This is a genomic window from Streptomyces sp. PH10-H1 (genome assembly GCF_030063355.1).
Taxonomy (GTDB): Bacteria; Actinomycetota; Actinomycetes; order Streptomycetales; family Streptomycetaceae; genus Actinacidiphila.
Map to the genome: position 1 here is coordinate 41601 of NZ_JASISZ010000038.1, position 23504 is coordinate 65104.

The following is a 23504-nucleotide window of genomic DNA, read 5'->3' on the forward strand; positions in this document are numbered from 1 at the left end:
GAAGGGGGACCCCATGCCGACGAGTAGCACGCCGTCTCAGCTGACCTACGGCAACTGGCGCAAGCCGCAGACGGCCGGGTTGGGGAAGTTGGGCCTGGGCGGCACGCTGCTGCTGCTGGGCGGAATGATCGTGGTGGTCCTCACCGCCCTGGCCTCGGTGGTGGCGGCCCTGGTCCTGGCGGTCCTCCTGTTGATGGCTCTTGCGCCTTTGTTGGTCCGCGACCGGCACGGCCGTACCGCGCTGCAGCGCATGGCGGTACGGATCGGCTGGCGCCGCTCGGTATCCAACGGCAGCCACCTGTACCGGTCCGGGCCGTTGGGCCGCACCCGGTATGGCACCTGCCAACTGCCGGGGTTGGCCGCTGCCTCCACCGTGATGGAGGCCTCCGACGCCTACAACCGCCCGTTCGCCCTGCTCACCTACCCCAACACCAATCACCATGTTGTCGTCCTGACCACGGACGCGGACGGCGCCGGGCTCGTCGATCAGGACCAGGTCGATACCTGGGTGGCGCACTGGGGACAGTGGCTGGCCGGCCTCGCCCACGAGCCGGGCCTGGTGGGCGCGTCGGTGAGCATCGAGGCCGCACCCGATACCGGGGTGCGGCTGCGGCACGAGGTGGAAAGCAACCTGGTGGAGGGCGCCCCGGCGCTGGCCGCCGCCATGTTCGCGGAGGTCCTGGAGAGCTACCCGGCCGGGTCCGCGCAGATCTCCACCCGCATCACCCTGACCTACTCCGGCGCCGCCCGGCCGGGTGTCCCGCGCCGCACGGCCAACGATATGGCCGTGGAGCTCGGCAACCGGCTGCCGGGCCTGACCTCCACGCTCGCATCCACCGGCGCGGGCCCGGCCCGGCCCATGACGGCCGTTCAGCTGGCGGAGGCGGTACGCGTCGCCTATGACCCGAGCGTGGCCACGCTCGTTGAACAGGCCCGCTCGACTGGTGGAAGCGGCCTGACCTGGTCGGATTCCGGTCCGATCGGGGCGGAGGAGACGTGGGAGCACTACCGGCACGACAGCGCGCATTCCGTCACCTGGTCCATGTCGGAAGCTCCGCGCGGTGAGGTGTTCTCCTCGGTCCTAACGACCCTGCTGCGGCCGCATTCCGACATCGCCCGCAAGCGCGTGACGCTGCTGTACCGGCCGCACGACCCGGCCGCCGCCGCAAAGATCGTCGAGCGGGACCGGCTCGACGCGCTGTTCCGGGCGCAGGCCGAGCCGGTCAGCAAGGCCCGCGAGAACGCGGCCCTGCGGGCCGCCGAGCAGTCCGCCCGCGAGGAAGCCACCGGCGCCGGGGTGCTGCGGTTCGCGCTGCTGTACACCGCGACCGCCACCGACGCGGCGGACCTGCCGCTGGTGGCGGCCGCGACTGACACCCTCTCGGCCCCGGCCCGCATCCGGCTGCGTCCGGTTGTCGGCTCGCAGGCCTCCGCGTTCGCGGCCGCCCTGCCCATCGGCCTGGTGCTGCCGTCCCATCTGTCGGTGCCGGCCAGCGTCCGCGACAACTTCTAATCACCCCGGGGGACTGCCATGGCCCGCAACACCACTCCCAAGACGCCCCGGCCGCCTCGTCCGGGGCTGCGCGGCTGGTCCGGACGCGGTGCCGGCGCGGTCACCTACATTGACCCCGCCCCCGAATGGCGCGGTACCAGCGTGCAGGTGTGCGGCCTGTGGCCGTACGGGGCCGGCTCCGGCACCCCCATGATGGGCGTCCCGCTGGGCCGTGACCTGATGTCCGGCGCCACCGTGTGCGCGGATCCGATCTCGTGGTTCCAGCGCGCGAAGCTGATCCGTAACCCAAGCGTTTTCGTGCTGGGACAGCCGGGCCTCGGCAAATCCACCATCATCCGGCGCATGGCGCTGGGCCTGTCCGGATACGGCACCCTGCCGCTGGTCCTGGGTGACCTCAAGCCCGACTACGTCGACTTGGTGCGGGCGATGGGCGGACAGGTCATCAGCCTGGGCCGGGGGAGGGGACACCTGAACGTCCTCGACCCCGGCGAGAGCCTGGCGGCGGCGGCCCGGCTGACCGGCGACGCCCGCCGGGCGCTGGAGGCCGACATCCACGGCCGCCGCCTGAACATGGTGGCGTCGCTCATCACCATCCTGCGTAACAACCCGCCCACGGACCGGGAAGAGAGCATCCTGGCCGCCGCCCTCAAGGTCCTGGACGACCGGCACAAGGGGATCCCGGTCCTGTCGGACCTGGTGCAGGTCATCAAGGACGCGCCGGAGGATGTGCGGGTGGTGGCCCTGGACCGCGGGGACATCAACCGGTACCGCGACATCACCGAAGGACTGGAATCCTCCCTGGTCTCCTTGCTGGGCGAGGGCCGGTTGGGCGAGACCTTCGCGAGCCACACCACAGAACCGATGCGCCGCGACAGCCCGGTCTGCTTCGACGTCTCCTCGATCGACGATTCGGAACTGCAACTGCAGGCGGCTTCCCTGCTGGCCTGCTGGTCCTACGGATTCGGCGCCATCACCGCCGCGCAGGCCCTGGCAGACGCGGGCCTGGAGCCGCAGCGGCACTACTTCGTGATCCTCGATGAGCTGTGGCGGGTGCTCGCCGCCGGGCGCGGCCTGGTCGCCCGCGTCAACGCCCTCACCCGGCTCAACCGGCAGATCGGCGTGGGCATGGCAATGATCACGCACACCATGAACGACTTGCTGGCGCTGCCGACAGAAGAGGACCGGATGATGGCGAAAGGGTTCGTCGAGCGGTCCGGGATGGTGATCTGCGGCGGTCTGCCGCCGGCGGAGATGCCGCTCCTCACACAGGTGGTGGGCATGTCCCAGGTGGAACAGGACATGGTCTCGGGCTGGTCCACCCCGCCCTCGTGGGACTCCGCCCAGGGGCGCGAGGCACAGCCTCCGGGGCTCGGCAATTTCCTGATCAAGGTGGGCGGACGGCCCGGGATTCCCCTGCACGTCGACCTGACGCGCGCGGAGCGGGACGTCAACGACACGAACCGCAAGTGGGCTCAGCGATGAGCGCGACCAACAAGCGCCGCGGCCCCAACGATGGTGTGTCCGCGTTCCTGCTGCCCATCGGGGTGGGGGTGTTCGCGCTGCTGGTCGGCGTCGGCTGGACGTCCGCACGCCTCGGCGCCGGCCTGTCGGACAAGCCCTTGCCGCCCGGCAACCCGTTCGTCCTGCCGTTCGCGCTGGCGAAGGGCACCTACGTGTGGCCCGGCGGCTGGGCGACCGGGTTGGCCGCTGGTGAGGGCCTGGTCCTGGTCGTACTCGCGGTGCTGGTGACCCGTATGGTCCTGGCCCGTCGGCGTGCGCGGCCGCGTATCGACGCTGCCGCCCAACACATGGCCAAGGGCCGTGAGCTCGACAAGCTCTCGGCCGCACAGAATCGTGCGGCCGCAGTCCGGTGGGGCATCACGTCCCCGGATCCGGGTATTTTCGTCGGCCGGACGGTCATCGGCCGCCGCCCTCTGTTCGCCTCCTTCGAGGACATGCAGATCGACATCTGGGGGCCCCGTACCGGCAAGACCACTCGCAGGGCGATCCCCGCGATCGTCCGTGCCGGCGCCAAGCCCCTCTTCGTCACCAGCAACAAGCGGGACGTGGTGGACGCGACCCGCGGACCGCGCTCCGAACACGGCAGCATCCGTGTCTTCGACCTACAGGGCCTCATCGGCGAGGCCGTGAGCTGGTGGTGGAACCCGCTCACCTTCGTGACTGGCGTCGCACCCGCCCGACGGATGGCCGAGCATTTCGCCTCGGACGCCCGGGGCGCCAATGCCCGCACGGACGCCTACTTTGAGCCTGCCGGTCAAGACCTGCTGGCGTACCTGCTGCTGGCGGCGGCGCTCGACGGGCGCCCGATCACGCAGGTCTACAGGTGGCTGAGTAATCCGCGCGAGGCTGAGCCGGAGAGGATTCTCCGCGCCGCTGGCGCGGAGTACGTGCTACCTGCCGACGCGGTCAAAGCGGTCCTGATCGCACCGGAAAAGCAGAGGGGCGGCATCTACGGAACCGCCCTGCAAATGGCGTCGTGCCTGGTGAACCCGGCCGTGACCCGGTGGGTGACCGACAACGGGCACGACCTGCCGCAGCTCGACCCGCGCGAATTCGTGCGCTCGACCGACACCCTGTATCTCGTCTCCCGCGAGGGCAAAGACTCTGCGGGCGCCCTGGTCACGGCCTTGACCGTGGCGATCTGCGAGGCAGCCGAACAGTACGCCTCGCAGTCCCCGCACGGGCGGGTACCCGGCGGCATCCTCGGCGTCCTCGATGAAGCGGCGAACGTGTGCCGTTGGGCTGAGCTCCCCAACCTGTACAGCCACTACGGATCCCGCGGAATCAACTTGATGACGATCCTGCAGTCCTGGGAACAGGGCGTCGAAGTCTGGGGTGAAGGGGGTATGGCCAAACTCTGGGGGGCCGCGAATCTGCGGGTTTACGGCGGCGGCGCCGCCAGCGCGCAGTTCCTCAGCAACCTCGGCTCCCTCGTCGGCAACTTCGAGCCGGAGACCTACTCCCACAGCTACCAGCCACCGCAGCCGGGCAGCGGATTCCTCACCCGCTCCCGCTCCACCAGCACCTCTAGCCGGTCGGAGGAAATCCTCAGCGCTGCGGATCTGGCGGCCGTACCGCCGGGCCGGGCCGTGGTGATGGCCTCCGGCGCCCGTCCCACATTGATCGAGACCATCCCGTGGTGGACGGAGCCCTACGCGCCAGCAGTACAGGCATCGCTGGACAAGTACGACCCAGGGGCGGTGACGACACCGTGACGAGAATCGACGACGAGTGGGCAGAGGCCCCGGCCACCCCGGGCACGGAACCGGCGTCCCCGCCCGACCCGTCCAGCGACAAGAACGCCGGACGCGGCAAGCGCAAGGGAAAGAAGAAGAAGCCCGCTCCGAAACCGGTCTTCCAGTCCCTCGACGAGTTCGTGACGGAGTACCTCGCGCAGGTGATCCGGCGTCAACTCAACGGAAGTACCCAAACGTGGTGCCCGGCCTGGTGGAAGCATCCGGAGGCGATTTCGCGGCTGAGCGCCCTGTGGCGGGCCTGGGAGAACCTACAGCTGGAGCCGGCGTTGGGGATGTCCGTCTGGTGGCTACAGCACTGCGACCCGCACCTTCGGGCCCTGATGCATCCGGACACCGGACCGCTGGCTTCCTGCTCGCCTGAGGGCCACTCCGACTACGCGTATAAGCCCCTGCCGCTGGAGAAGTCGGACCCGGCCCTGTGGCTGTCCCCCTCGTTCAGCACCACCCCGGCACCGGAAGCGGCCCCCGGCACCTCCAACAACTGAAAATCCCTCGGCCGGGCACCCTGTGGTGCCCGGCCGGGGGAGAGGAATCAGAGCTGAATGCCGGTGTCCCGTTCGCGTCCGGCTGACGGGGCTCCGCCGGAGTTCTTGGCGGCGCTCGGGGGTGATTCCACGGCGGCCTCTACTGCCTGAGGGAAACCCATGGCAGCGATTCGAACCGCGTCGGCCGCCTCCTGGTCCGCCAGCCCTGCCAGGGCGGCGCTGGCCTCGACACGGCGGGCCTCCTGGGCCTCGTCGAGGCCCGCCTCCGACTCGTCCGGGGCGGCGGCCTGCTCCGGCAGTTCGGTCACCGTCCAGACCGCCGGATCCTCGGCCCCGGGCGAGGCGATAATGACCGGGCCGGTCCCAAAGCCCCGTTCCGCCTCTTCTGCCAGTGTCTCCATCGCCTCCGGCTGCGGAGGCCGGCCCCATCGTTCGGCGTACTCCTGCCGCAGACGGGCCAGCGGCTCGGCTGAACCCTGCGTGTATGCCTCGGCCGTTCCGGTCTGCGCACGCCGTTCCAGCCACCGACTCTGCTCGGTGAGCTGTTCCGCGGCGCCGTGATCGTCGGTCGCCTGCTGCCGCAGCCTCTCGCCGACGGCGCGCAGTTTCTCCGCCTCCTCGGGGCTGAGTTGTTCCGCGTCGTTGTCGAGTTCACGGGCGGCTGCGAACTCATCGAAAGCGGCCTCATACAGGGCCTGGGCCTGGTCGTCGAGCTGCTGGGCCTGGATGGACAGTGGGACCGCGGGACCGGGCTCCTCGCGCCCCCCGAACAGCTCGGCAATCATCTCGGCGTCGGCATCGGCCGGGACGATCAGCCCGTGATGATCGGCGATGCTCTGACGAAGCTGGGAGCGGATTTCATCGCGGGCCCGGCCTTCCTGCCAACCATCGACATGGGCCCATACTCCGGCAATCTCCTCGGCGCTGGCGGTCGACCACCACCCGGCGTCAAGGCTCTCGCTCAACGTGCGGGCCTGGAACTCATGCGCGGGGTTCTCCCCGCGCAGGGCGGCGGCGGTTGCCTGAATCTGCACGCTGATCGCTGCCTGTTGCGCCTGCAGCTCCGAGACACCGATGTTCACGGCCTCGACGTTCTCGGTGAGGCGCCTCCGCTCCGCGTCGGACAGAGACGGGTCGGTGTCCAGTCGTGCTTGGTATTCGGCCTGTCGGGACAGCCGCAGCTTCTCGTCTGCCTGCAGACGGTCCAGCTCGCTGGTGAGCACGTACAGCCGTTCAGCGTCGGTGGCCTCCTCGGTACCGCTCAGGATCCGCCGCTGGCGGTCCTGCTCGGCTGCGAGAACGGGCTGAACCTGCTCGGCGCTCAACACCGCAGCGGGCACCCGTACGGGGTCCAGATCGCCGGTGTTCTCGATGACCTCGACGGTGAACCGGCTGCCGTCGCCGATGTCACGATCGGCTGCCCAGCGGAGGAATTCCTCCGCCCCCAACACTTCGGCGGGCATGCCCGGGGCGGCGACAGCCTCGCCCTGGTACGCGGGACGGTATGGGTCCTCGCGGTCCCGAATGATGATGATGAACGAGGTACCCGGCGATTCCTCGGCAACGGCCCGTGCCTTGTCGAGCATGGCGCGGAAATCCCGGTCCGTGAACGTGATCATCCGGGCGAGTTCCACCCCGCCCACCGGCCAGTTCGGAACGTCGATTCCGAACCGCTCCTTGAGCTGTTCGCGCAGGTGCTCCAGCGTCGCGGCGGCGTACGGGTCCGCGCCGGCCCACTCCGAAGCGGCCTGCCAGGTCCGGCCGATTCTGCGCGGGTCGGCGTCCTTCCAAAAACGCTCCTGCCATGCGGCCCGCAACAGCGGGTCGGCCGCTGCCCGCTCGGCCCGCAGCCGCTCTGCGGACTGGCGGCTGCGTTCCTCGCTGGCCTGACGCTCCCGCTCGTATTCGCGTTCGCGAGCCCGCACCACGGACTCAGCGATCAGCGCCGCAATGGTGATGGCGAGACGGATGGACTCCGCGACCGCTTCCATGCTCGCGGCGTAGACTTCTTCGGTCTCGTTTTGGTAGGTCTGGCTCATCCCGTACCCCCTTGTATCGGGCCGCCGGCTCGCGGCTATCGGCCGTGCTGCGGTCCTTCCGGGCCGCGTTCAAAGCTCGGATCCGTGTAGATCGGGCCTGGCTGCGGCAGTGCGCCGGGGCTGTCCTGGAGTTGCTGCCGTGCGCTCTGCAGACGGGCGAGGTCTCCGCGTGCACTGGCCTCGATCTCGCGGGCCTGGTCGCGGTCGTGTCGCGCTTGGTGCATGCCGTGGATGGCACGCATGGTGTTGCGGAGGGACTGTAGGAGAAGCGCCTCCCCGATGCGGGCCAAGGCACCATTGCGTGAATGGTTGACCACCAAGATCACCCCCCTGAGTTCGCCCGGGTTTCCGGGCTGTTGGTGGCGCTGCCCGTGGGGCAACTGCGCCGAGCGTGCCAGCACATCCGCCGCGTGAGCCAGCGGGCCGGGACGGTTTGGCTCGATCCGCGCAGACCATGCGGAAAATACTGCTGCGGCCTCGCGCGCGGTTTGCGACCACCGCACGCTGTCACCTGGTGGAACATCCGCCAGACGCTCACGCCAGTCGGTGACCTGCTGGGCGGCGATCTCCCATGCGGATTCGTCGCGCATCCACGGACTATTCATGACGCGGTCAGGCCCGCTGCCGCGCTCCGTCCACGCCGAAACTGCCTCTGCGGGATCGCTGTCCGGCCATTGCATGCGCAGAGCGCTGAGTGTCAGATCACCGGCGAGCTTTCCGCCGCCGAACCACGTGGGCGGCATGGAGCGATCTTCGCTGCGCAACGCGACGGAATAACCCACGACCGATCTCCGGTCACCGGTGCCGAAACGGGGACGGGCAAGAACACCGGAACAGCGCAGACGCTGGACGAAATCCGCCTCGCTGTTAGCTCCTCCAGCGGCGGCACGAACTCGCCGGGCGAGCGTACGGCGGGCAGGCTCGGGAAGTCCCTGACGTGTAGCGGACTCGCGTTCACCGCGCTTGATACCCGGCACACTCTGGCCGCGTCGTCCTTCGACGATACGCAGCCCTAGTTCCGTTTCCAGCTCGCCACAAATCTGCTGGGAGCGGGGGCGGTCCCGCCACACGTTGGCCTTGGTCCCATCCTCGCGGACCAAGTTGACCGCAACGTGGATGTGATCGTTTCCTCCGGTGCTCTTGCCGTGGTGCACCGCGATCCACCGGCATGGCGCTTTACCGGATGTCGAGCTAAAACCCATGGCGTCGACCATGCGGCCGGCTACCGTCGCCCACTGCTCGTCGCTCAGCTCGCCGTCCTCCGGGGGTAGCGAGATTGAGCAGTGCCAGACGTACCCGTCCTTCACGCCGGTACCGAACAGGGTCTTAGGTGCGGTGAGCTCACGTGATAGCGCGCTGAGTTGCCCGTCCTGCGTGAAATGAGGGGCGCCCTCTGCGGCCAGGCCCGCATGGCTGGCGATCATGCGCGGGTCGGTGTGCTCGTTTGCCCGGCCCGGGCCGAACAGGTACCCGACGAGCCCCGGGAGGTCCTGGCCGCGCGTCACGTTCGGCATCACGGGCGCACGTCCTCAGCGAACTCCTCGACTCGTCGCATAGCAACGGCGGCCCGCTCCAGCGTGGCCGCGATCTGCCGGTTCGGAACATCCACACCGGCGTTCAAGGTCTTGGCGATCTGGTTCACATTGTTCGTGACGTTGGCGACGAGTCGGCGCAGCCCCATGAGCTCCTGATACAGCGCCACACGCTCCGTCCGAGTCTGCGGCGGGGTGCCCGTAGCCGCCTCGATCAACGCTCTGGGCACGCTCACGCCCATCGCGATAGCGCGGGCCTGCACCGCCACCCATTCGTCGTCGGTCATCAGCACTTTCGTCACGTGCCGTCGTCCGCCCACAACACGGGTCAGTCGCCCGCCGGAAGGGGCGCCGGCACGGCGCGGCTTCGGCTCGCTCATCGGTCCCACCCCTCCCAGCGAAGCGACCCCATTCCAATGGGGACCACACGTCAGTGTGCACCGCGCGCCGCCAGGCGGCCAGCGGCAAAGCGAGATCAGGTTACCTGATCTACTAGCTTGCTCCTGCTCTGCTTCGGCTGCCCGTTTCCGAAAACCCTCTCTGGCCTGCGCGTTCGGGAATGGTTAGCGCTGGCTCAGGCCCTGCGGAATCGGAGGTGCCGTCAGAAGCCAGACGGAGCAGTGTGAACGGTGTCCGGCGGTATGGGCATGCCCCGGAGGAGAAGCGCCCGGTACGCTGCCGTCATGAGCAATCCTCCGAAAGACGAAGATGTCCTGGCGGCGGCGCAGAACCTCCTCAGCGAGCGCCTCGAAGTGATCAAGGTTCTTACCGCTGACACGAGGGCTGAGAGGCACGCGCAAGTGGCTTTGCTCGACCTGGCCAAGGCCACGGCCCAGACGTACGCCGAAGCACTGCGTATTGGGTGGAGTCCCGAGGAACTCAAGCGATTGGGGTTCAACGAGCCCACGGTCAAGCTCCCGGGTCGGCCTCGGCGGGTCCGTGGCGGGAAGTCCTCGGGATCTGTCAGCACCGTTCCGGCCCAGCCAGAGGCAGCGGACACGATCGCTCCTGCGGCCTCCGAGGCTGCGACCGCCTAACGGGGGAACCACACGGTCCGATTGCCCCTGAAAGTCGGTGGCAGGGCGGCATCGACGTCCGGTCTAGGTGACCACCCGGCCCCCGGGTGCGGCTCTCGTGGAAGCGCGCCGAAACGGCGGGCAGGGCGGGGGAAGTGTCCGGGCGAGGGCACCGAACGGCCCTACCGCCCGGCACGTGGCCGGGCACCGTCCCGACGTCGTCGACCCCTTGGACACCGTACGCGGCCCGTCAGCACGTCACGGGGCTGGCGGGGGGCAGTAGCTGCCGCGCTGTGGCCCGACCCGGCACCGCCTCCGGCCCCGTCGGCATCATCGTTGCCGACGGACGCCCGCGAGGATTACCGGACTGGAGACCCGATGCCAACCGTTCCCGAAGTCGTGCGGCCGCCAGCATCAAAACCACGGTATGCGGACGTCCGTGAATGGACGCGCATGCGTTCGTACATCGTCGTCACGTCGGCCTGTTGGGTTTATACCGGCGGCCTGAGCGACGACGGATACGGGCGCTTCTGGGCGGCGGCCGGACCAGCCGAAAACCGGTCAGACGTAGTGCGGCCATCACGATGGATGTGGGCTGCACATCACGGACCGATCCCTGACCGGATTGTGTGCCGGCACCGCTGTGATCTGACGATTTGTGTGCGGCCCGAGTGCCTCGAACTCGGAGACCAGGTGGACAATCTCATGGACGCTGCACGTCGCGACCGGATCACCAATCTCGGCCGAGTCGGCAAGGCCGACCGGCGGGGTGCCGCAGCGGCCGCCGGAGCCATTCGGACGGCCATCCTGGAGGCCGTAGGCGACGGCATGCACGATCCGGTGGAACTAGCATCGGTCGTATCCGCCGCGCGGGCGGAGGGCGATCCCTACGGCGCGCATCAAAGACTGTTTTGACCCCACCTAACGGTTCCACTTCGTGCTGGAGTGGAACCGTTAGGTGGGTCGGATCACGCCGCGTTCGGCCTCTCGATCCAGGCCCGCAGGGGTTGTATCGAGGATGGCAGGGTCATCGCTCGGCTTCTTCGTCGCGCTCACGCTGTGGTGGTTCCTCTGGCGTCAACGCGACGGAGGTATCGGCTGAGCTGCCGCCGATGACGGGGCCTCTGCCGAAACCGAGTCCGGCGATCCGTGCCGTGTTGCGCCGGTCCACGACATCGGGGTGCAGAAGCGGTCTGGCAAGCTCGTCAATACGGTCTAGCTGGGCTCGGAACTCCTGCGGCATCTCGCGCCGTAGCTTGTCCTGGACCGTGAGGAAATCCCAGGTCTCGGCTGGCGACAGCGGATGGTTCCGAGCCTGCTCGATGGCCGCCGCAAAGCCAGGAGTGTCCCGCCACTGACCACTCTCGGTCTGGGCGTTCGCAAACCCTGGTTTGGCCTCGCCCCGCCGGTAGACGGCTTCGTAGTGGGCCAACAGCTCGGCGTCGATTGTCTCGGCCAGCACGGGGATCCCGACGAACGACGCTTCCGACTTTTCCGGAAGGGTCAGGCGGCCCTGACCGCGGTCCTTCACCTGTTCCCAGTAGCGATTGAGGATGCCTTGTTCGCTGGCAGCTCGCGATACCCCAAGCGCGACGGCCTCGACAATGAATCCTGCGGCGCGGTTGTCGCGGATCGCCTGCGCCGATGCGGCCGGATCGTTCGCGATGTCCTGGACGAGTACGTTGATCCGGCGGTCCCGGGTGTACTCCATGGCCTGTCGCATCCATTCGCGGCCGGCTGGCCCGATGTAGCGCGTCATCAGCCGGTCGTCACGAGCCATAAGTTCGGCGTAGGCCGGGTGGTACGGCTTGTAGAGGTCGGTGTCGATGTCGGCAAACCCACCTCGGGCGTTGAGCTGGCGCGCGATCATCGCGGCCACTGCCGTCTTCCCGGCGCCGGGCTGCCCTATGAGGATGACGGCTACGGGCTGTTCTTGTGGCCGACGACCCTCTAAGAGGTCGGGCACGATGCCCGTCTCGAACGCGTGCCGGCTTTCGGCGGGAGAGAGTGTGTAGTGCTCCGCTTCGGGGTCGGTCATACGCGGCCGCCTCGGCGGAGGATGTGGAGTTGCTCGGCGTACTGGGCCCGCACCCGGGCAATCCCCTTGCTGTCGGTGGGGTCCAGTGCCTCACGCTCACGCTGGCTGGCCGTCCGACGGCGCCGGTACTCGGTGAGCTTCTGCTCATCCCGCACTGTCTCCGGACGGTTCTCTTCCTCCGCGATCAGTTCGGTGTAGGCGCCCACCACGCCGAGAATCGCCTCCACGGCGGCCTCATATGCAACTGATCGTTCCGATGACCACTGGTACGGATCCATAGATCCGCTGATCGGTTCCAGGACGTCACTCCCCCTTGTTGACCTTGCAGGTGTGGCCAACTTATCGGAGCGCGTAGGCGACTGGTTCGGCCGCCGGCTACGTGTAGTTGTGAGCTGCACTGCGACCCATCCGCCCAGGACTGTGGCGAGTGTGAGGGCCGCGTACTTGGTGCGTCGATTCATCGTGTGACTCGCTTCCAATTGCGGTTGCATCTGGTTGAGGTCGCATCGCGGGTGGTGCAGGGACTGGCTCGATGGTGGCGCGCGGCAGGTCACTCCGGATCGGGTTGTGCGGCGAGTTCCACTAGGCGTGAGATCACGGCGTGACAGTCGGCCAGTGCGCGGTGGCCGCCGTTGAGTCGCTGCCACGTGTAGTTGCCCCAGAAGTCGGACCACTCGCCGGCCAGAATGGCGTAGGCCTCCATCGCGCAACGGTCCCACTGCTGGGCGTCCATCCAGGCTGCGGCGTGCGGGTGGAGCTCGTGCTCCAGGAGTCGGCGGTCTACGGGGTGGGGTCGGCGGGGGTGAATTGGTGGCCGTGCCCCTCGGCGATGTCGAGAAGGATGGTACGGGCCGCGTGGCAATCGCCGAGTGCCCGGTGGTCTCCGTCCAGGCGCCAATCCCTGCGGAGTCCGTGGAAGGCGGTCCGGGCCGCCATCAGGCACCCCCATCGGTCGTCGTCGGCAAGGTGCATGAGGCGCTTGCCGATCCGTGCGGTGTCGCGGGCGATGGTCTGCCGGTCGAACTGCGCGTTGTAGGCGAGCACGGTCCGCCCTCGGGTGACGTGCCGTACTTTCGGGAGTACTTTCCCCCACCCGGGGGCGGTCTCCAGCTCCTCATCCGTGATGCCGTGGATGGCTCGGGCGCCGTCGCTGACGGGCTCTCCCGGCTTCACCAAAGTGTTCAGCAATGGGGCGCCGGTGGCGCTGTCGGTGATGGCGATCTCGCAGACCAGCCCGGCCAGTGAAGTGGTCTCGGTGTCCACAATCGCGCTGGCGCCGGGCTGGAGCATCTGCCGGGCCCAACGGGTGTGCTCGCCCCACGGGGTGCCCAGGGTGATCCGGCTCGCGTGCGGGGCGGCCTCGGTGTCGTCCTGGAGCTCCTGAGCGACGGTGGCGCGGGTCGGCCGGCCGTCGTGGTGATCCCAGTCCAGTGCCCACGTGTCGGCGGATCCGTCGTACTGAGCCCACACGGTGACCTGGTGCCGGTCGGCGAGCTCGGCGGCGAACCGGCGGACGATGGCGGCACGGGTCTGGGATCGGTGCGCGTACTCCCGCAGCACGGACGGTTTTCCCTTGGGCACGGCGCGGACCGCGTCCCAGTCGACGTCCGGGAGCTCGCGCAGGGCGAGCACCGCGCCGGTGGTGTACATCGGCACGTCCACGGTGCGGTAGGTGCCGGTCTTAATGGTGGCGATCTCGGCCGGCTCGATCCATCCGGCGGCCACGACGTAATCCCAGTCGGTGCGCCGGATCTCCAGTGCGGCGGCGGCCTGGTCGGGTCCGATCAGCCGGCTTGCGGTGACCTGCTCGGTCAGCGCCTCGTCGGCGGCGAGCGCGTCCAGGTCGGCGTTCGCGTACCGGTCGAACCGGCCCGGTGTCAGGTGTCGGGCGGTGGCCACGTCGGTGAACTCGCGGGCCTTCCATCCGAGGTACTGGGCGGCTTCGTGACGGTCGCGGCTGGCGGCGATCCACGCCACCCGGGCGGCGACCGTGGCGGCCAGTTCCTCGGCGTGCTCGGCGGCCAGGCGCTCGGCGTCCCGCACCGAATACAGTGGCCAGCCCTTGTAGGTGTCCAGGACGGCGATCCGGTCGCGGTCGGCCATCTCGCGGACGTCAGCGGCGGTCGCCTCGACGCCGGCCGTCTGGTGCCACAACTCGGCGATGCGGTGGGCGCCCAACGCCTCGCGGGCGGCGATGGCCTCCAAGAGGTCCGGGGCCTTGGGGCGGATGGTGTCCGCGGCGGCGGCGGACCATCCCCGGGTGTGGTCGCGGGGCGGGATGACACCGAGTTCCTGACCACGGGTGAGGTGCCAGGTAGTGACGCCCAGTTCCTCGGCGAGCTCGGCCCCGGTGACCACGGTTCGGGCCTTCGGTGCGGGTCCCGTCGTGGCGGGGGCGGCGTCGGCGGTCACCGGATGTCCAGGCCGTAGGCGCGGGCGACGACATCCATAATCTTCGGATCGACCTGCACCCGGCCGTAGGCGGCGGTGCGGTCGTCGCCGACGTCGCGGCGCGGCTGGTCCTCGCGCCGGATGATCGTCATGCCGGCGGAGAGCCGCAGCGCGTCCCAGATCGCGGCGCATTGCTGCTCGGTGCCCGTCACCCTCACCTCGGCCGGGGGCGGCCCGCTGGGGGTCGGCGCCTGGGCGGGGATCGGGACGGCGGCGGCATGAGCGGTGTCACAGAACACCATCCAGACCGGGCCGCGCTTCTCGGCGATGCCCGCGCCGGTGGCGACCTGGGCACGGCAGCTACCGCACTGCCCGGGGTACTTGTTGGCCATAGTCGTATCAACTCCTGTGCGTGGGGTCGGGTTACTGCTGCTCGGCGGGTCCGCGCTGGCTGCGGATGGCACGCGCCTCGGTCTCGGCTGCCTGCGCCCGCTCCTCCGCCCGGGTGGCCCGTGCGTCGGCGTTGTCGGCCCGCTCTTCGGCCTTGGTGATGCGGGCTTCGGCCCGGTCCGCCCGGGTCTCGGTCTCCTTGGCCCGGCGCTGTTCGCTGTCCGCGCGCTGCTCGGCGAGCTGGCGTTGCCGGGTCTGCTCGGCGAGCTCTTCGCGCACGGTGACCAGTTCCGCGGCGATCTGGTCCCGCTCGGCGGCGGCCTCGGTCGCCAGGGCCCGCGCGGCGTCCTTGGCCGTGACGGCGGTGGTGGTGCTGTGTTCGGCGGCGGCCTGGGCGCGTTCGGCTTCCCGGGCCTGTGCCTCCGCGCTCTCGGCCCGCTCGACGGCGGCGGCTCGTACGGCCTCGGCGATGCGGGCGGCCTCCTCGGCGGTGTCCGCGCGGGTGACCGCGAGGCGCGCGGTCTCGACGGCGGCGGCGCGGTCGGCGGCGGCGTGTTCGGCGGCCGTGCGGGCTGCTTCCATCGCGGCAACGGCGGCGTCTTGCGCGCGCTGGGCGGCGACCTGCTGGCGTTCGGCTTCCCGCGCCTGTGCCTCGGCGGTGTCCGCGCGTTCGATGGCGCTGGTGCGCTCACGCTCGGCGTCCTCCCGGCGTGCGGTCTGGCCGGTGAGATCCCGCAACGCCTGATCGCGCTGGGCGACGGCTGCGGCGCGGGCCGTGTCGGCGGCGGTCGCCTGCGCGGTGGCCTGCTCGCTGCGCTCCTTGGCACGGCGGGCCTCCTCGGCGAATGCCACGCGGGCGGCCTCGGCGGAGACGGCTTTCCCCTCGGCCTCGCCCTGGAGCCGGGCGGCCTCCCGCGCGTCGGACAGCGCGGTGTCCCGTGCCCTCTCGGCGTCCTCCTTGGCCACCTTGTCGCGCTGGGCTGCGGCCTGCGCGGACTGGGCCTCGGCGCGGGCCTGCTGCGCGTCCCCCCGCGCGGTCGCGGCGTCGGCGGCGGCTCGGGCGGCGGTGCTGTTGGCGGCCGCCACCTCGGAGGCGTTCGCAGCGCGGGCGGCAGCCAATCGCGCTTCCATGCCCTCGGGGCTCTTGACGCTCTGGATCTCGCGCATCAAGTCCTCGGAGACCTGCCCCAGCCGCTCCGTCAGCTCCTCCGCGCGGATCAACTGGCCGGGCAGTCCCGGACTCGTGCGCTCGCGAGCTCGGGCGGCCTTCGCGTCGTTCTGACACCGCTTGTCGCAGTACTCCGGCGGCCGTCCGGCCCCGGTCCGGCTCTTGGGGATCCGGGCACCGCACGACGCGCACGGCTCGGGCCAGTACCCGTACGGGGCTTCCCCCTGCTGCTCGGAATCGGCGCCGGTGTCCGGCTCGTCGTCGCTCATCTCGCCCGTGGTGGTGTTGACGCTCATGCGGCTGCTGCTCTCGTGTCCGAAGTGCGGGAAGTGCTGGAGGGGTCGGGACCAATTCTGTCGATCCGACAGGGTCGGCGGCGCCGTTCTCGGTGTGGGGGTCGGGCGGTTGACGGTCGGCTGCCGGGACCGGCTCGGGGTGCTGCGGGTCCGGGCCGTAGTGGGTGATGACCGCGCCCGGGTCGTCGCCGTACTCGACCGGGGCCGGGTCGTCGACCTGCCGCCACACCGCCATCACCGCGGCGTGCCGGTCGGCGGCGTCCCGGACGGTGTGCTGCTCGTCCTGGGCCAACTGCTCAGCGCCCTCTACGGCGGCCAGGACGCGGGCCTTGGTGACCTCGCTCTCGGCCGCCAGGCGATCCATCGCGGCGCGGGCGGCCACGTGCCGGCGGCGGGCCTCGCGGCCGCAGTAGAGCGGGGCGAGCCGGTCAGCCTCCTCGGCGGCCGGGACCGGCGCCTCCTTGCGCCACACCTGGTGAGCGCGGGCACCGTCCGCAGTGGCCACCACGGCACCCCATCCGGTGCCGCCCTCGTCGCGGGCCAGGAACCCCGCCTCGATCAGGGCCTCGACCCGGGCGCGGGCCACCTTGCGGCCTCGTGAAGTGAGCGAGGCCCGGGTCAGATCCAGCCGGAAGAACGTGCCGTCGTCGGCCCAGTGCAACAAGCCCGTCATCGCCCACAACACCGCGTCGGCCTGCGCGGCACTCCACCCAAGCCGGGCCGCCTGCTCGGCGCGGCGGTCCGCGTCCAACAGCTCGCGCACCGCCTCCTCATGCCCCGCGTAGTGCCGACGGGCCGCGAACAGCGCCGGACCGCGCTCCTCGAACCCCTCCTCGACCACAGTCCAGCCACCACCGGTACCGCAGCGCAGACACAGCACACCCCACCGGTCATCCCGCAAATTCAACGACCGGACCGCCACCCGCGAATCCGGCAACTCGGCGGTACCGGCGACCTGCTGATGCATCATCATGTCTCGATCCTACCATTTCTGGAATACTGTTTCTAGTATTCCAGAAATTAAAATTGGCAACGGATTGCGGATTCTAGGTGGGGTTTCTGTCGGCTTCTCGCCGACCGGTTGCGCTGCGCGGACCGTGGTCCGCGTTCTCGGCCCCATCTCGGTGCCGGCGTTCTCGCGGCGGGCTGTGCGCCTCACGCCGTGTCAGTTTCCGCATGTGCATGCGAACTGTTGCCGGTCCTGCTGGGCCTCGGCGCCCGGGTGGAGGTCAGGCGCCGTAGTGGTCGTCCCGGTGGTGCTGGGCTTCCCGGTGCGAGTCTCACCGGCCGTCGTGCTCCGGTGCGGTTCGCGGTGGTGCGTCTGCGACTCTACCGCGTGCGCGGCCTGGAGGGCGAGAGCGTCACAGGTGGGCGTGTCGGGCGCCGGCTGCGGTAAGGACGTCCTCCGTCACCCGGTCCTCCCAGAGCTGCCACATGGTGATAGCCAAGTGGGCCGGCTCCTCGTACTGCGGGTGCCGCGCCGCAAGATGGGCCAGGGCGTGTGCGCGGCGGCGGTGGTGACCGGCGACGTCATGGGCGCTGGGCGGCTCGACGCCGTACCGCGTCGCGTCCAGGGCGCTCGTCAGGAGCTCGGCGCCCTCGTGGCTGAGTCGGGCGAGCTCGGCGTATCCGGCGGCGTCGCTGCTGGCGGCCGGGCCAGGCAGGGCCAGCAGGAATCCGCGGGCCTGCGTGTGCTCCTCGGCGCTCAGGGCCACGGTGCTGCCTTTCCTCGGCTGGACAGTGACGGGGCACCAGGATCTCACGCGGCGGCCGCCGTGGTGTCGGTCTCGGCGATCTGCGGGGCGAGCTGGCTGCGGACGGCGGGCAGCTCGACGACACGGCCAGCCTGGGCGAGCTCGTCGGCGGCCGCGAAGTACTCCAGGGCGCCGATGCGCTGGGCCTCGATCTCCCATGCCCGGCGGTGGTCCGCCCGGCCTTTGCCGGGCTGGCTGCCGGTGCTCTTCGCCCCGGGGAAGCGGGGGTACTTGCGGTCGTACGGATCCATCCCCGGCAGCACCATCTGATCCGCCGGCGCCCTCATGCCCTGCTCGCGCTTCACCTCGATGAACTCCCTGCACCACTCGACGTCACGTGACCACCACCGCGCCCGCTCCTGGTCGACCACGGCCGTCATCACCTGCTCCGCGGTGCGTGTCGCGGTCCCCAACTCCGCGGCCGCCTCGTACAGGCTCCTCGACGTGCGTACGGCTCTCTGCCGTCCTGTCCGGGGGTCGGTCCTGATCTGGATCACCTGCACTGTCTGGAGAGCGTCCAGGTGCCTCCTGATGGTGTCCTCCCCGTACCCGGTAGCCACGGTGAGTTGAGAGAGCTGGACACCCGTCTCCAGGGCCTCCAGGGTGCGGGCAGCGTGGTGACCCAAGGAGTGCCACAGGCCGGACTGTTGAAAAACGATCTTCGCGGGGAGCTGCGAGAGAAGAACATTGAGGGCGGGGGGGGGCGGGGTGTTACCACTTCTGTCGGACCCCGTGTGAACTGGGGTTTTGTGCGGCGTAGCGGGGACGGCAGGGAGGGTGTGGAGCGCGCATCGGTGGTGCTCGCTGGTGGGGCACTGGTGCTCGGCGGCGACGGCGATGCGGCGGGCGATGCCCCCGGCCAGGCTGGCGGGAGCGGTCTCCGCCAACCACCCGTCAGGCAACAGCCGCTCGCGCAGTGCCTGGGCGACGGTATCGGCATGGCACCCCGCCAGCACCGCCACGACGCGGCAGGATGCGGACACGTCCGCGCTGCCGGACCGCGCCATGAGGTAAGCCACGGCACGCAGAATCGCGCGGTCCATGGGGCCGGACTGCCGGGCCCAGTACGCAGCGCCTACCGCCTCCATCCGGGCCAACAGGTCCGCGGCGGCCGCCGCGCCCTCGGTCAGTGCCTCGGTGGCGTCGGGGGTGTCGGTGGCGCGGCGGGGGCGGCGGGCCGCGTCCCAGACGGCGAGCTGCCAGCACCGCTTCATCCGGCTCCTGGCCTGCGCCGGGGACAGAGCCACGCGCCGGGCGCCGTTGCTGCTCGTCCGCAGCCATTCCAGGGCCGGGGAAGCCCTCTTGTCGGCAACGAGCTGGGCGGCCTGGTCATAGGACCACCCGGCCGCCGCGAGCATCACCAGGACCGTATGGACGATCCGCTGATGGTCGCCGGCCCCGGTGCCGGGCGTGCGGTGCAGTGCGGCCAGGGCCTTGGTCCCCACCGGCCGCCACGGCACCGCGATGCGGTCGTGCCCGCTGGCATCCTGGGCGATCGGCCGCAGCACCGGACCGCGTGCCGCGATCGACGGCGGCACCACCCGGCCCCGCTGGTACTCCCGGCCCGCTACCCGCTGCGCGGGTACCGTCTCGGTGCGGAAGGCGGTGGTGGTGGCCGCGCGCCGCTCGTCGAGCAATGCCGGCGCCCCGGCCATCGCCTCCAACGTCGCGGCGAAATCCTCGAACCGCTCCACCGCCGACCCAGACCGCAGGATGACGACGGCTTCACCGATCGTGTGGGCCGTCAGCCGGGCGAATCCGCCCTTGCGGTGCAGGGATCCGGGCGGGCGTACGGCGCCGGCCGCCGGGTTCGTCATCGGGGAGGTGTCGAGCGTCGGGAACAGCGCCTGCGCGGCCTCCATGATCCTGAGCGCGAGGGACGGGCTCATGCCCTTCGGCACCGACGTCCACAGGTGCACTCCCCCGCCCGGTCCGGACGCCACAGGAACCGCCCGGATGCCGTGAGCCGCCAGCAACTTGCCCAGCGCGAGCGCGTCGGCCCACACGCGGACCGCGCCGCCCCGGCTGGCGTCCAGGTCGAACACCACGAACAGGAAGCGGTACACGTCGTTCTGTGCCCACTGACGGCGTGCCAGGTACATGGCAACCGGCCGCGCCGTGGTCGCCTCGCTGTTGGGCAACGAATCGGGGTAATAGTTCCCCCATCCGGCTCCCTCCGGTCCGGCGGCCCGGTGCATCCTGCCTGGAGAAAGGCTCAGGAACTCGGTCAAAATGCTCTGTTCTTCGCTGGCGGTGACGTCGACAAGTCCGCTGATCGACACTCCGATTGGCGGCATAGCTGTTCCGTCACCATCGCTTGTTGCTACGATGGCGCTGTCCTCTTCGGTCTGGTGGACGCACAGAAGCTCGGTCCGGCGGTTGATCCGTCAGATGGGGCCCTGCTTGGGAATGAGACTCCTCGGGTGGCAGCCCGTATGAGGAGACTCAAAGATCATTCAGTTGTCCCTGTCCGGCGCCCCCTTCACGGGGGCCTTTTTTTTAGCTAGCTATGCGCGCCTCCCGGGAGGCGGCCGGTACCTGTTGCCCGTGCAACTCTTTGAGTGCGCGGCGGAGTACTTCGGACCCGGACACACCCATGACACGGATCAGGTCCTCGTACCAAATGCGCGCCGGCTCTCCGGGTTCCATCAACACGGATGCGCGAATCGGCTTATCGGCGGCGAACGCGCCGGTTTTGCCTCGCTGCTGCACTCCTCTGGGTCCTGCCATGATCGCGATCTTAGACCCAAGAGCCGCGTTCATGTTGCACGACTGGGCGTGTTGGAAGAACTTCTTCCGGTGACGGGAGTGTTTGGCGGGCCCTATGGGCGAATTCGCCCGGATCGTAATGGGTCTGATGGCCGGTCAGACAGCGCCGCTCGGCGTGTCGCGCGCCTGGGCGGTGAATCCGCGGCGGCGTGCGGTGGTCTCGACGTACGGCACGTGGGTGGGGCACGTCTCCACTGCGGCGACCTGCTCGCCGGCGGGGTCGCGCAGGATCATGCGGTGGGCGGCGGCGGGGACTTGGCCGTACCGGTCGCGCATTCCGCGGCCCACGCATACTTCGCATTCGGTGTACGTGCCTGCGGCCAGCGGTGGGGCTGGGACCTCGACGGTGATTTCGCGGATCACCTCACGCACTACCTCGACGATCTCGACCCTGGTCATGGTGGCGCGCTGGGCGGCCAGGATCTCGGCGGCCGGCACGGCGACGGGCGGAAGCGTCCACTTCTGATCCACGCGGGCGCTGGCGGCCGCCAACCGCTCTTGCGGCGGTAGGGCGAGGCGGCGTTGCTTCTCGGCCTTGGCGGCGGCGTGACGCTCAGCCTCTGCCCGCCGCGCCGCCTTCAACCGGCGGTTCTCTTCCTCCTGCTGACGCTTGGCGCTCAGGCGCTGTGAGACGTCTCCGGGGGTTGCCATCTGTCCATCATCGACCATCGGTTGAACGCGGGTGGGCCACACCGAGCGGTGTGGCCCACCTGGTCGCCCTGGCAGGCTAGCTGTCGGTCTGCGGGTCGGTCTCCTGCGGGGCAACCGGTACGAAATCAGCTCCGCACTGGCCGCAGAAAACGGGCTCGGGCTCCTCGCCGACGGGGGCGAACGCGGCCCCGCACAGACCACAGATCACGGGGCCCGCTTCGTACATGGCCGGAGTGACCTGCATGGATCGCGGCTTCTTGCACTGGCACACGACTTTGAAGCGCTTTCCGTTGCGCTTGTCCTTCTCCTCTTCCTGCTCTGCGCCGCCCTCGTCCTGGGCGCTGTCGCCGGCCTCGTCCTGTTCGGTGGGCCGCGGGGCGTATCCCCGGTAGGGCAGTGCGGCAGCGTCCAGGGCCTCGATCACCTCGGCGTACGCGGCCGCCGTGGTGTCGGGCAGGGTGCAGAACGCCCAGCCGTGCGTGGGGACGGACTCGCGCGGGCCCTGCATGCCCATCTCCTCCGCGAGTTCAACGAACTTCTTGTTGTGGTACCTCAGCGCGTCGCCGCTGCAGTCCTTGATGCCCCGGGTGGTGGCGACGCCGTGGGCGGCCTCGTGGATCATGACCGCCAGGACTTCCCGGGCACCCTGGGCGATGAGTTCGCCCGCAATGAACATCTCGTGCGCGCGGGTGCTGCCCTCACGGGTGGCCCACTGCCTCTCAACGAAGTGGCCCAATCGGGCGCCCCCGTGTTGGTTCTGGTTGCCGGTGATGAGCACGGCGCGCGGTACGTCCGGGTGGCGGTCGCGGATCGCTGCCCACGCGGTTTCCAACGCTGCGATGATCCGGCCGCCGTGGTCGAGCTCGCGGGCCGGGGCTGCGGCCTGCTCGGGGATGGTGGCGGTGGGGGTGTCCGTGGCGTCGGTCATCTGCCGTTTCCTCATTCTCATGTGCATGCGAAGTCTGGACCAGAAAGGGGCCGGGGGCGGCGGTGTCGCTGCCCCCGGCGGCTGGCTACTTCCGGTCCGTCGTGCGCTGTGCGGGGAAGCGGAGGGGTTCGACCGAGCGGCGCGGGCCGGGGATGCTCGGGATCACCGGCGCGTTGTCGTCATGACTGTCGGTGTCGGCGCGCAGATCCCGCGCGGTGAGGAACTGCGCGAGGGCGTGGAGGCAGTGAGCCGTGTCGATGTCGAACGCGCGGCCCGGGGCACCGTCGTAGAGGATTTCCGCCCGCTCGCCGGAGAACACACCGTCGGGGGAGGTGTAGAGAACGGCCGTCCATGCGGTGTGCTCGCTGGGCAGGTGGTGGATCCGGGCGTCGTCGGCAATGCCGATGCTCGCGCCGTCCGCCAGGTCGACGAATACCGCCCAGCAGCCCCCCGCCACGTCCCGGGCGGTAGAGGTCAGCCCCTGCCGGGACAATGCGGCCTGGAGGCGCCCTCCGGCGGTCTCCTGGTAGGGCGTCATGCGGCTGTCGTTGCTGCTCGTGCTCATGGGGAACTCCGTGGTGTGTAGGGAGTGGCCCGGCCGGTCGGCCGGGCGATGCGTCGGGAAGCGGTGCCAACCCCTCCCGAACAAGCTCTATTAAACCATGTTTAACTCTGGCTGTCCAGCCTTCTTGCTACGCCGATCGAGTGAAGGTACTGGTCAGGTGCCTCGGGGGCCGACTGCCGCAACTGGGGCCGGCCAGCTGCGGCGTGGTGGCTACCGCCCCGTCTCTGTCTCGCTTTGATCCTGGTTTCCGCGGGTGCGGGCGCGGGTCAGGATGCGGCGGGCGGTGTAGTCCGGGACCGCGTACGCCTGCTCGATGTCCTGGCGGGTGACCTGGGGGCGGCGGCCGGCGTCCGCGTCGGCGATCCACTGGGCCACTTCGGCGGCGCGGGGGTCGCGGTCGGGGCGCGGTGCAAGGCCCGGGGCGCCGCCGCGGCCGCCGCGGCTGCGGCGGCGCTCGGGGTCTGGCCGGGTGGTGGTGGCGTACGCCTGGGCGCGATCGAGCCGCCACATCGGGCGCCGGCGGGTCGGCAGCTCGTCCCAGCTGTCCGGCTCGGGGAATCCGTCCGGGGGCTTGGTCAGCCAATGAGAAAGGGTGGTGGTGTCCTTGTGACCGAGGAGCCGCGCGAATTCGGCCGGGGGAATCAGGCGCGTGGGGTCGTTGTCCTGGGGCGTTCCGGGCACGTCGGGTCTC

The 23504-nt window shown here is 70.0% G+C and carries 22 protein-coding genes; 7 read left to right on the plus strand and 15 right to left on the minus strand.

All coding sequences use genetic code 11. The features are described 5' to 3' along the window. Window positions 1-13: 13 nt before the first annotated feature. The 4 genes from QMK24_RS22600 to QMK24_RS22615 are packed head-to-tail and all read left to right on the plus strand — an operon-like array spanning window position 14 to window position 5276. Entirely contained in the window at window positions 14-1513 is a 1500-nt protein-coding gene (locus QMK24_RS22600) for an SCO6880 family protein (protein WP_283468435.1), read from the plus strand. An 18-nt stretch (window positions 1514-1531) separates the two neighbouring features. Next, window positions 1532-2995 carry a putative type IV secretion/conjugal transfer ATPase gene (locus QMK24_RS22605; RefSeq protein ID WP_283468436.1) on the plus strand — a complete coding sequence of 488 codons (1464 nt, stop codon included), beginning with the start codon at window positions 1532-1534 and terminating at the stop codon, window positions 2993-2995. Continuing rightward, window positions 2992-4749: a type IV secretory system conjugative DNA transfer family protein gene (locus QMK24_RS22610; protein WP_198359151.1), complete on the plus strand. Its 1758-nt coding sequence runs from the start codon at window positions 2992-2994 to the stop codon at window positions 4747-4749. The genes QMK24_RS22605 and QMK24_RS22610 overlap by 4 nt, the downstream gene beginning before the upstream one ends. Then, a complete protein-coding gene (locus QMK24_RS22615) occupies window positions 4746-5276 on the plus strand; it encodes a DUF4913 domain-containing protein (RefSeq protein WP_283468438.1) in 531 nt (176 codons plus the stop codon). Before QMK24_RS22610 ends, QMK24_RS22615 begins: the two co-directional genes overlap by 4 nt. Before the next feature lie 47 nt (window positions 5277-5323). On the opposite strand, the gene QMK24_RS22620 is transcribed toward QMK24_RS22615, so the two are convergent. The 3 genes from QMK24_RS22620 to QMK24_RS22630 are packed head-to-tail and all read right to left on the minus strand — an operon-like array spanning window position 5324 to window position 9227. Beyond that, window positions 5324-7315 carry a coiled-coil domain-containing protein gene (locus tag QMK24_RS22620; protein WP_283468441.1) on the minus strand — a complete coding sequence of 664 codons (1992 nt, stop codon included), beginning with the start codon at window positions 7313-7315 and terminating at the stop codon, window positions 5324-5326. Window positions 7316-7350: 35 nt separating this feature from the next. Continuing rightward, window positions 7351-8829 (minus strand): relaxase/mobilization nuclease domain-containing protein, encoded by a 1479-nt coding sequence (locus tag QMK24_RS22625; protein WP_198359153.1) that lies wholly within the window; start codon window positions 8827-8829, stop codon window positions 7351-7353. Continuing rightward, entirely contained in the window at window positions 8829-9227 is a 399-nt protein-coding gene (locus QMK24_RS22630; protein WP_283468443.1) for a hypothetical protein, read from the minus strand. The genes QMK24_RS22625 and QMK24_RS22630 overlap by 1 nt, the downstream gene beginning before the upstream one ends. 303 nt (window positions 9228-9530) lie before the next feature. Between QMK24_RS22630 and QMK24_RS22635 the strand changes: the two genes are divergently transcribed. Further along, on the plus strand, window positions 9531-9884 hold the full coding sequence (locus tag QMK24_RS22635) for a hypothetical protein (protein ID WP_283468444.1): 354 nt from the start codon (window positions 9531-9533) through the stop codon (window positions 9882-9884). A gap of 432 nt (window positions 9885-10316) precedes the next feature. Further along, complete coding sequence (locus QMK24_RS22640) at window positions 10317-10778, plus strand: HNH endonuclease (RefSeq protein ID WP_198359156.1); 462 nt, start codon at window positions 10317-10319, stop codon at window positions 10776-10778. A 112-nt stretch (window positions 10779-10890) separates the two neighbouring features. On the opposite strand, the gene QMK24_RS22645 is transcribed toward QMK24_RS22640, so the two are convergent. From QMK24_RS22645 to QMK24_RS22670, 6 genes are all read right to left on the minus strand, one after another. Continuing rightward, window positions 10891-11901: a zeta toxin family protein gene (locus tag QMK24_RS22645; protein WP_198359157.1), complete on the minus strand. Its 1011-nt coding sequence runs from the start codon at window positions 11899-11901 to the stop codon at window positions 10891-10893. Continuing rightward, window positions 11898-12128 (minus strand): hypothetical protein, encoded by a 231-nt coding sequence (locus QMK24_RS22650; protein WP_198359158.1) that lies wholly within the window; start codon window positions 12126-12128, stop codon window positions 11898-11900. Before QMK24_RS22650 ends, QMK24_RS22645 begins: the two co-directional genes overlap by 4 nt. A 323-nt stretch (window positions 12129-12451) precedes the next feature. Next, on the minus strand, window positions 12452-12604 hold the full coding sequence (locus QMK24_RS22655) for a hypothetical protein (RefSeq protein ID WP_198359159.1): 153 nt from the start codon (window positions 12602-12604) through the stop codon (window positions 12452-12454). Window positions 12605-12681: 77 nt separating this feature from the next. Next, on the minus strand, window positions 12682-14313 hold the full coding sequence (locus QMK24_RS22660; RefSeq protein WP_198359160.1) for a 3'-5' exonuclease: 1632 nt from the start codon (window positions 14311-14313) through the stop codon (window positions 12682-12684). Continuing rightward, on the minus strand, window positions 14310-14684 hold the full coding sequence (locus QMK24_RS22665) for a hypothetical protein (RefSeq protein ID WP_198359161.1): 375 nt from the start codon (window positions 14682-14684) through the stop codon (window positions 14310-14312). Before QMK24_RS22665 ends, QMK24_RS22660 begins: the two co-directional genes overlap by 4 nt. Window positions 14685-14715: 31 nt before the next feature. Beyond that, window positions 14716-16146, minus strand: a complete 1431-nt coding sequence (locus QMK24_RS22670) for a coiled-coil domain-containing protein (RefSeq protein WP_198359162.1) — start codon at window positions 16144-16146, stop codon at window positions 14716-14718. 94 nt (window positions 16147-16240) lie between these two features. On the opposite strand from QMK24_RS22670, the gene QMK24_RS22675 reads away from it, so the two are divergent. Further along, window positions 16241-16747: a hypothetical protein gene (locus QMK24_RS22675; protein ID WP_283468448.1), complete on the plus strand. Its 507-nt coding sequence runs from the start codon at window positions 16241-16243 to the stop codon at window positions 16745-16747. 760 nt (window positions 16748-17507) lie between these two features. Here the strand turns inward: QMK24_RS22675 and QMK24_RS22680 are convergent. The 6 genes from QMK24_RS22680 to QMK24_RS22705 all read right to left on the minus strand — a co-directional run bounded on the left by QMK24_RS22680 (window position 17508) and on the right by QMK24_RS22705 (window position 23494). Continuing rightward, complete coding sequence (locus QMK24_RS22680; RefSeq protein WP_198359164.1) at window positions 17508-17861, minus strand: hypothetical protein; 354 nt, start codon at window positions 17859-17861, stop codon at window positions 17508-17510. A 44-nt stretch (window positions 17862-17905) separates the two neighbouring features. Further along, window positions 17906-20041: a hypothetical protein gene (locus QMK24_RS22685; RefSeq protein ID WP_198359165.1), complete on the minus strand. Its 2136-nt coding sequence runs from the start codon at window positions 20039-20041 to the stop codon at window positions 17906-17908. Between the two features lie 724 nt (window positions 20042-20765). Continuing rightward, complete coding sequence (locus QMK24_RS22690; protein WP_198359166.1) at window positions 20766-21320, minus strand: hypothetical protein; 555 nt, start codon at window positions 21318-21320, stop codon at window positions 20766-20768. A gap of 76 nt (window positions 21321-21396) precedes the next feature. Next, window positions 21397-22248 carry a hypothetical protein gene (locus QMK24_RS22695; protein ID WP_198359167.1) on the minus strand — a complete coding sequence of 284 codons (852 nt, stop codon included), beginning with the start codon at window positions 22246-22248 and terminating at the stop codon, window positions 21397-21399. A gap of 85 nt (window positions 22249-22333) precedes the next feature. After that, complete coding sequence (locus QMK24_RS22700; RefSeq protein ID WP_198359168.1) at window positions 22334-22813, minus strand: hypothetical protein; 480 nt, start codon at window positions 22811-22813, stop codon at window positions 22334-22336. Between the two features lie 210 nt (window positions 22814-23023). Continuing rightward, window positions 23024-23494, minus strand: a complete 471-nt coding sequence (locus tag QMK24_RS22705) for a hypothetical protein (protein WP_198359169.1) — start codon at window positions 23492-23494, stop codon at window positions 23024-23026. Between the last annotated feature and the right edge of the window lie 10 nt (window positions 23495-23504).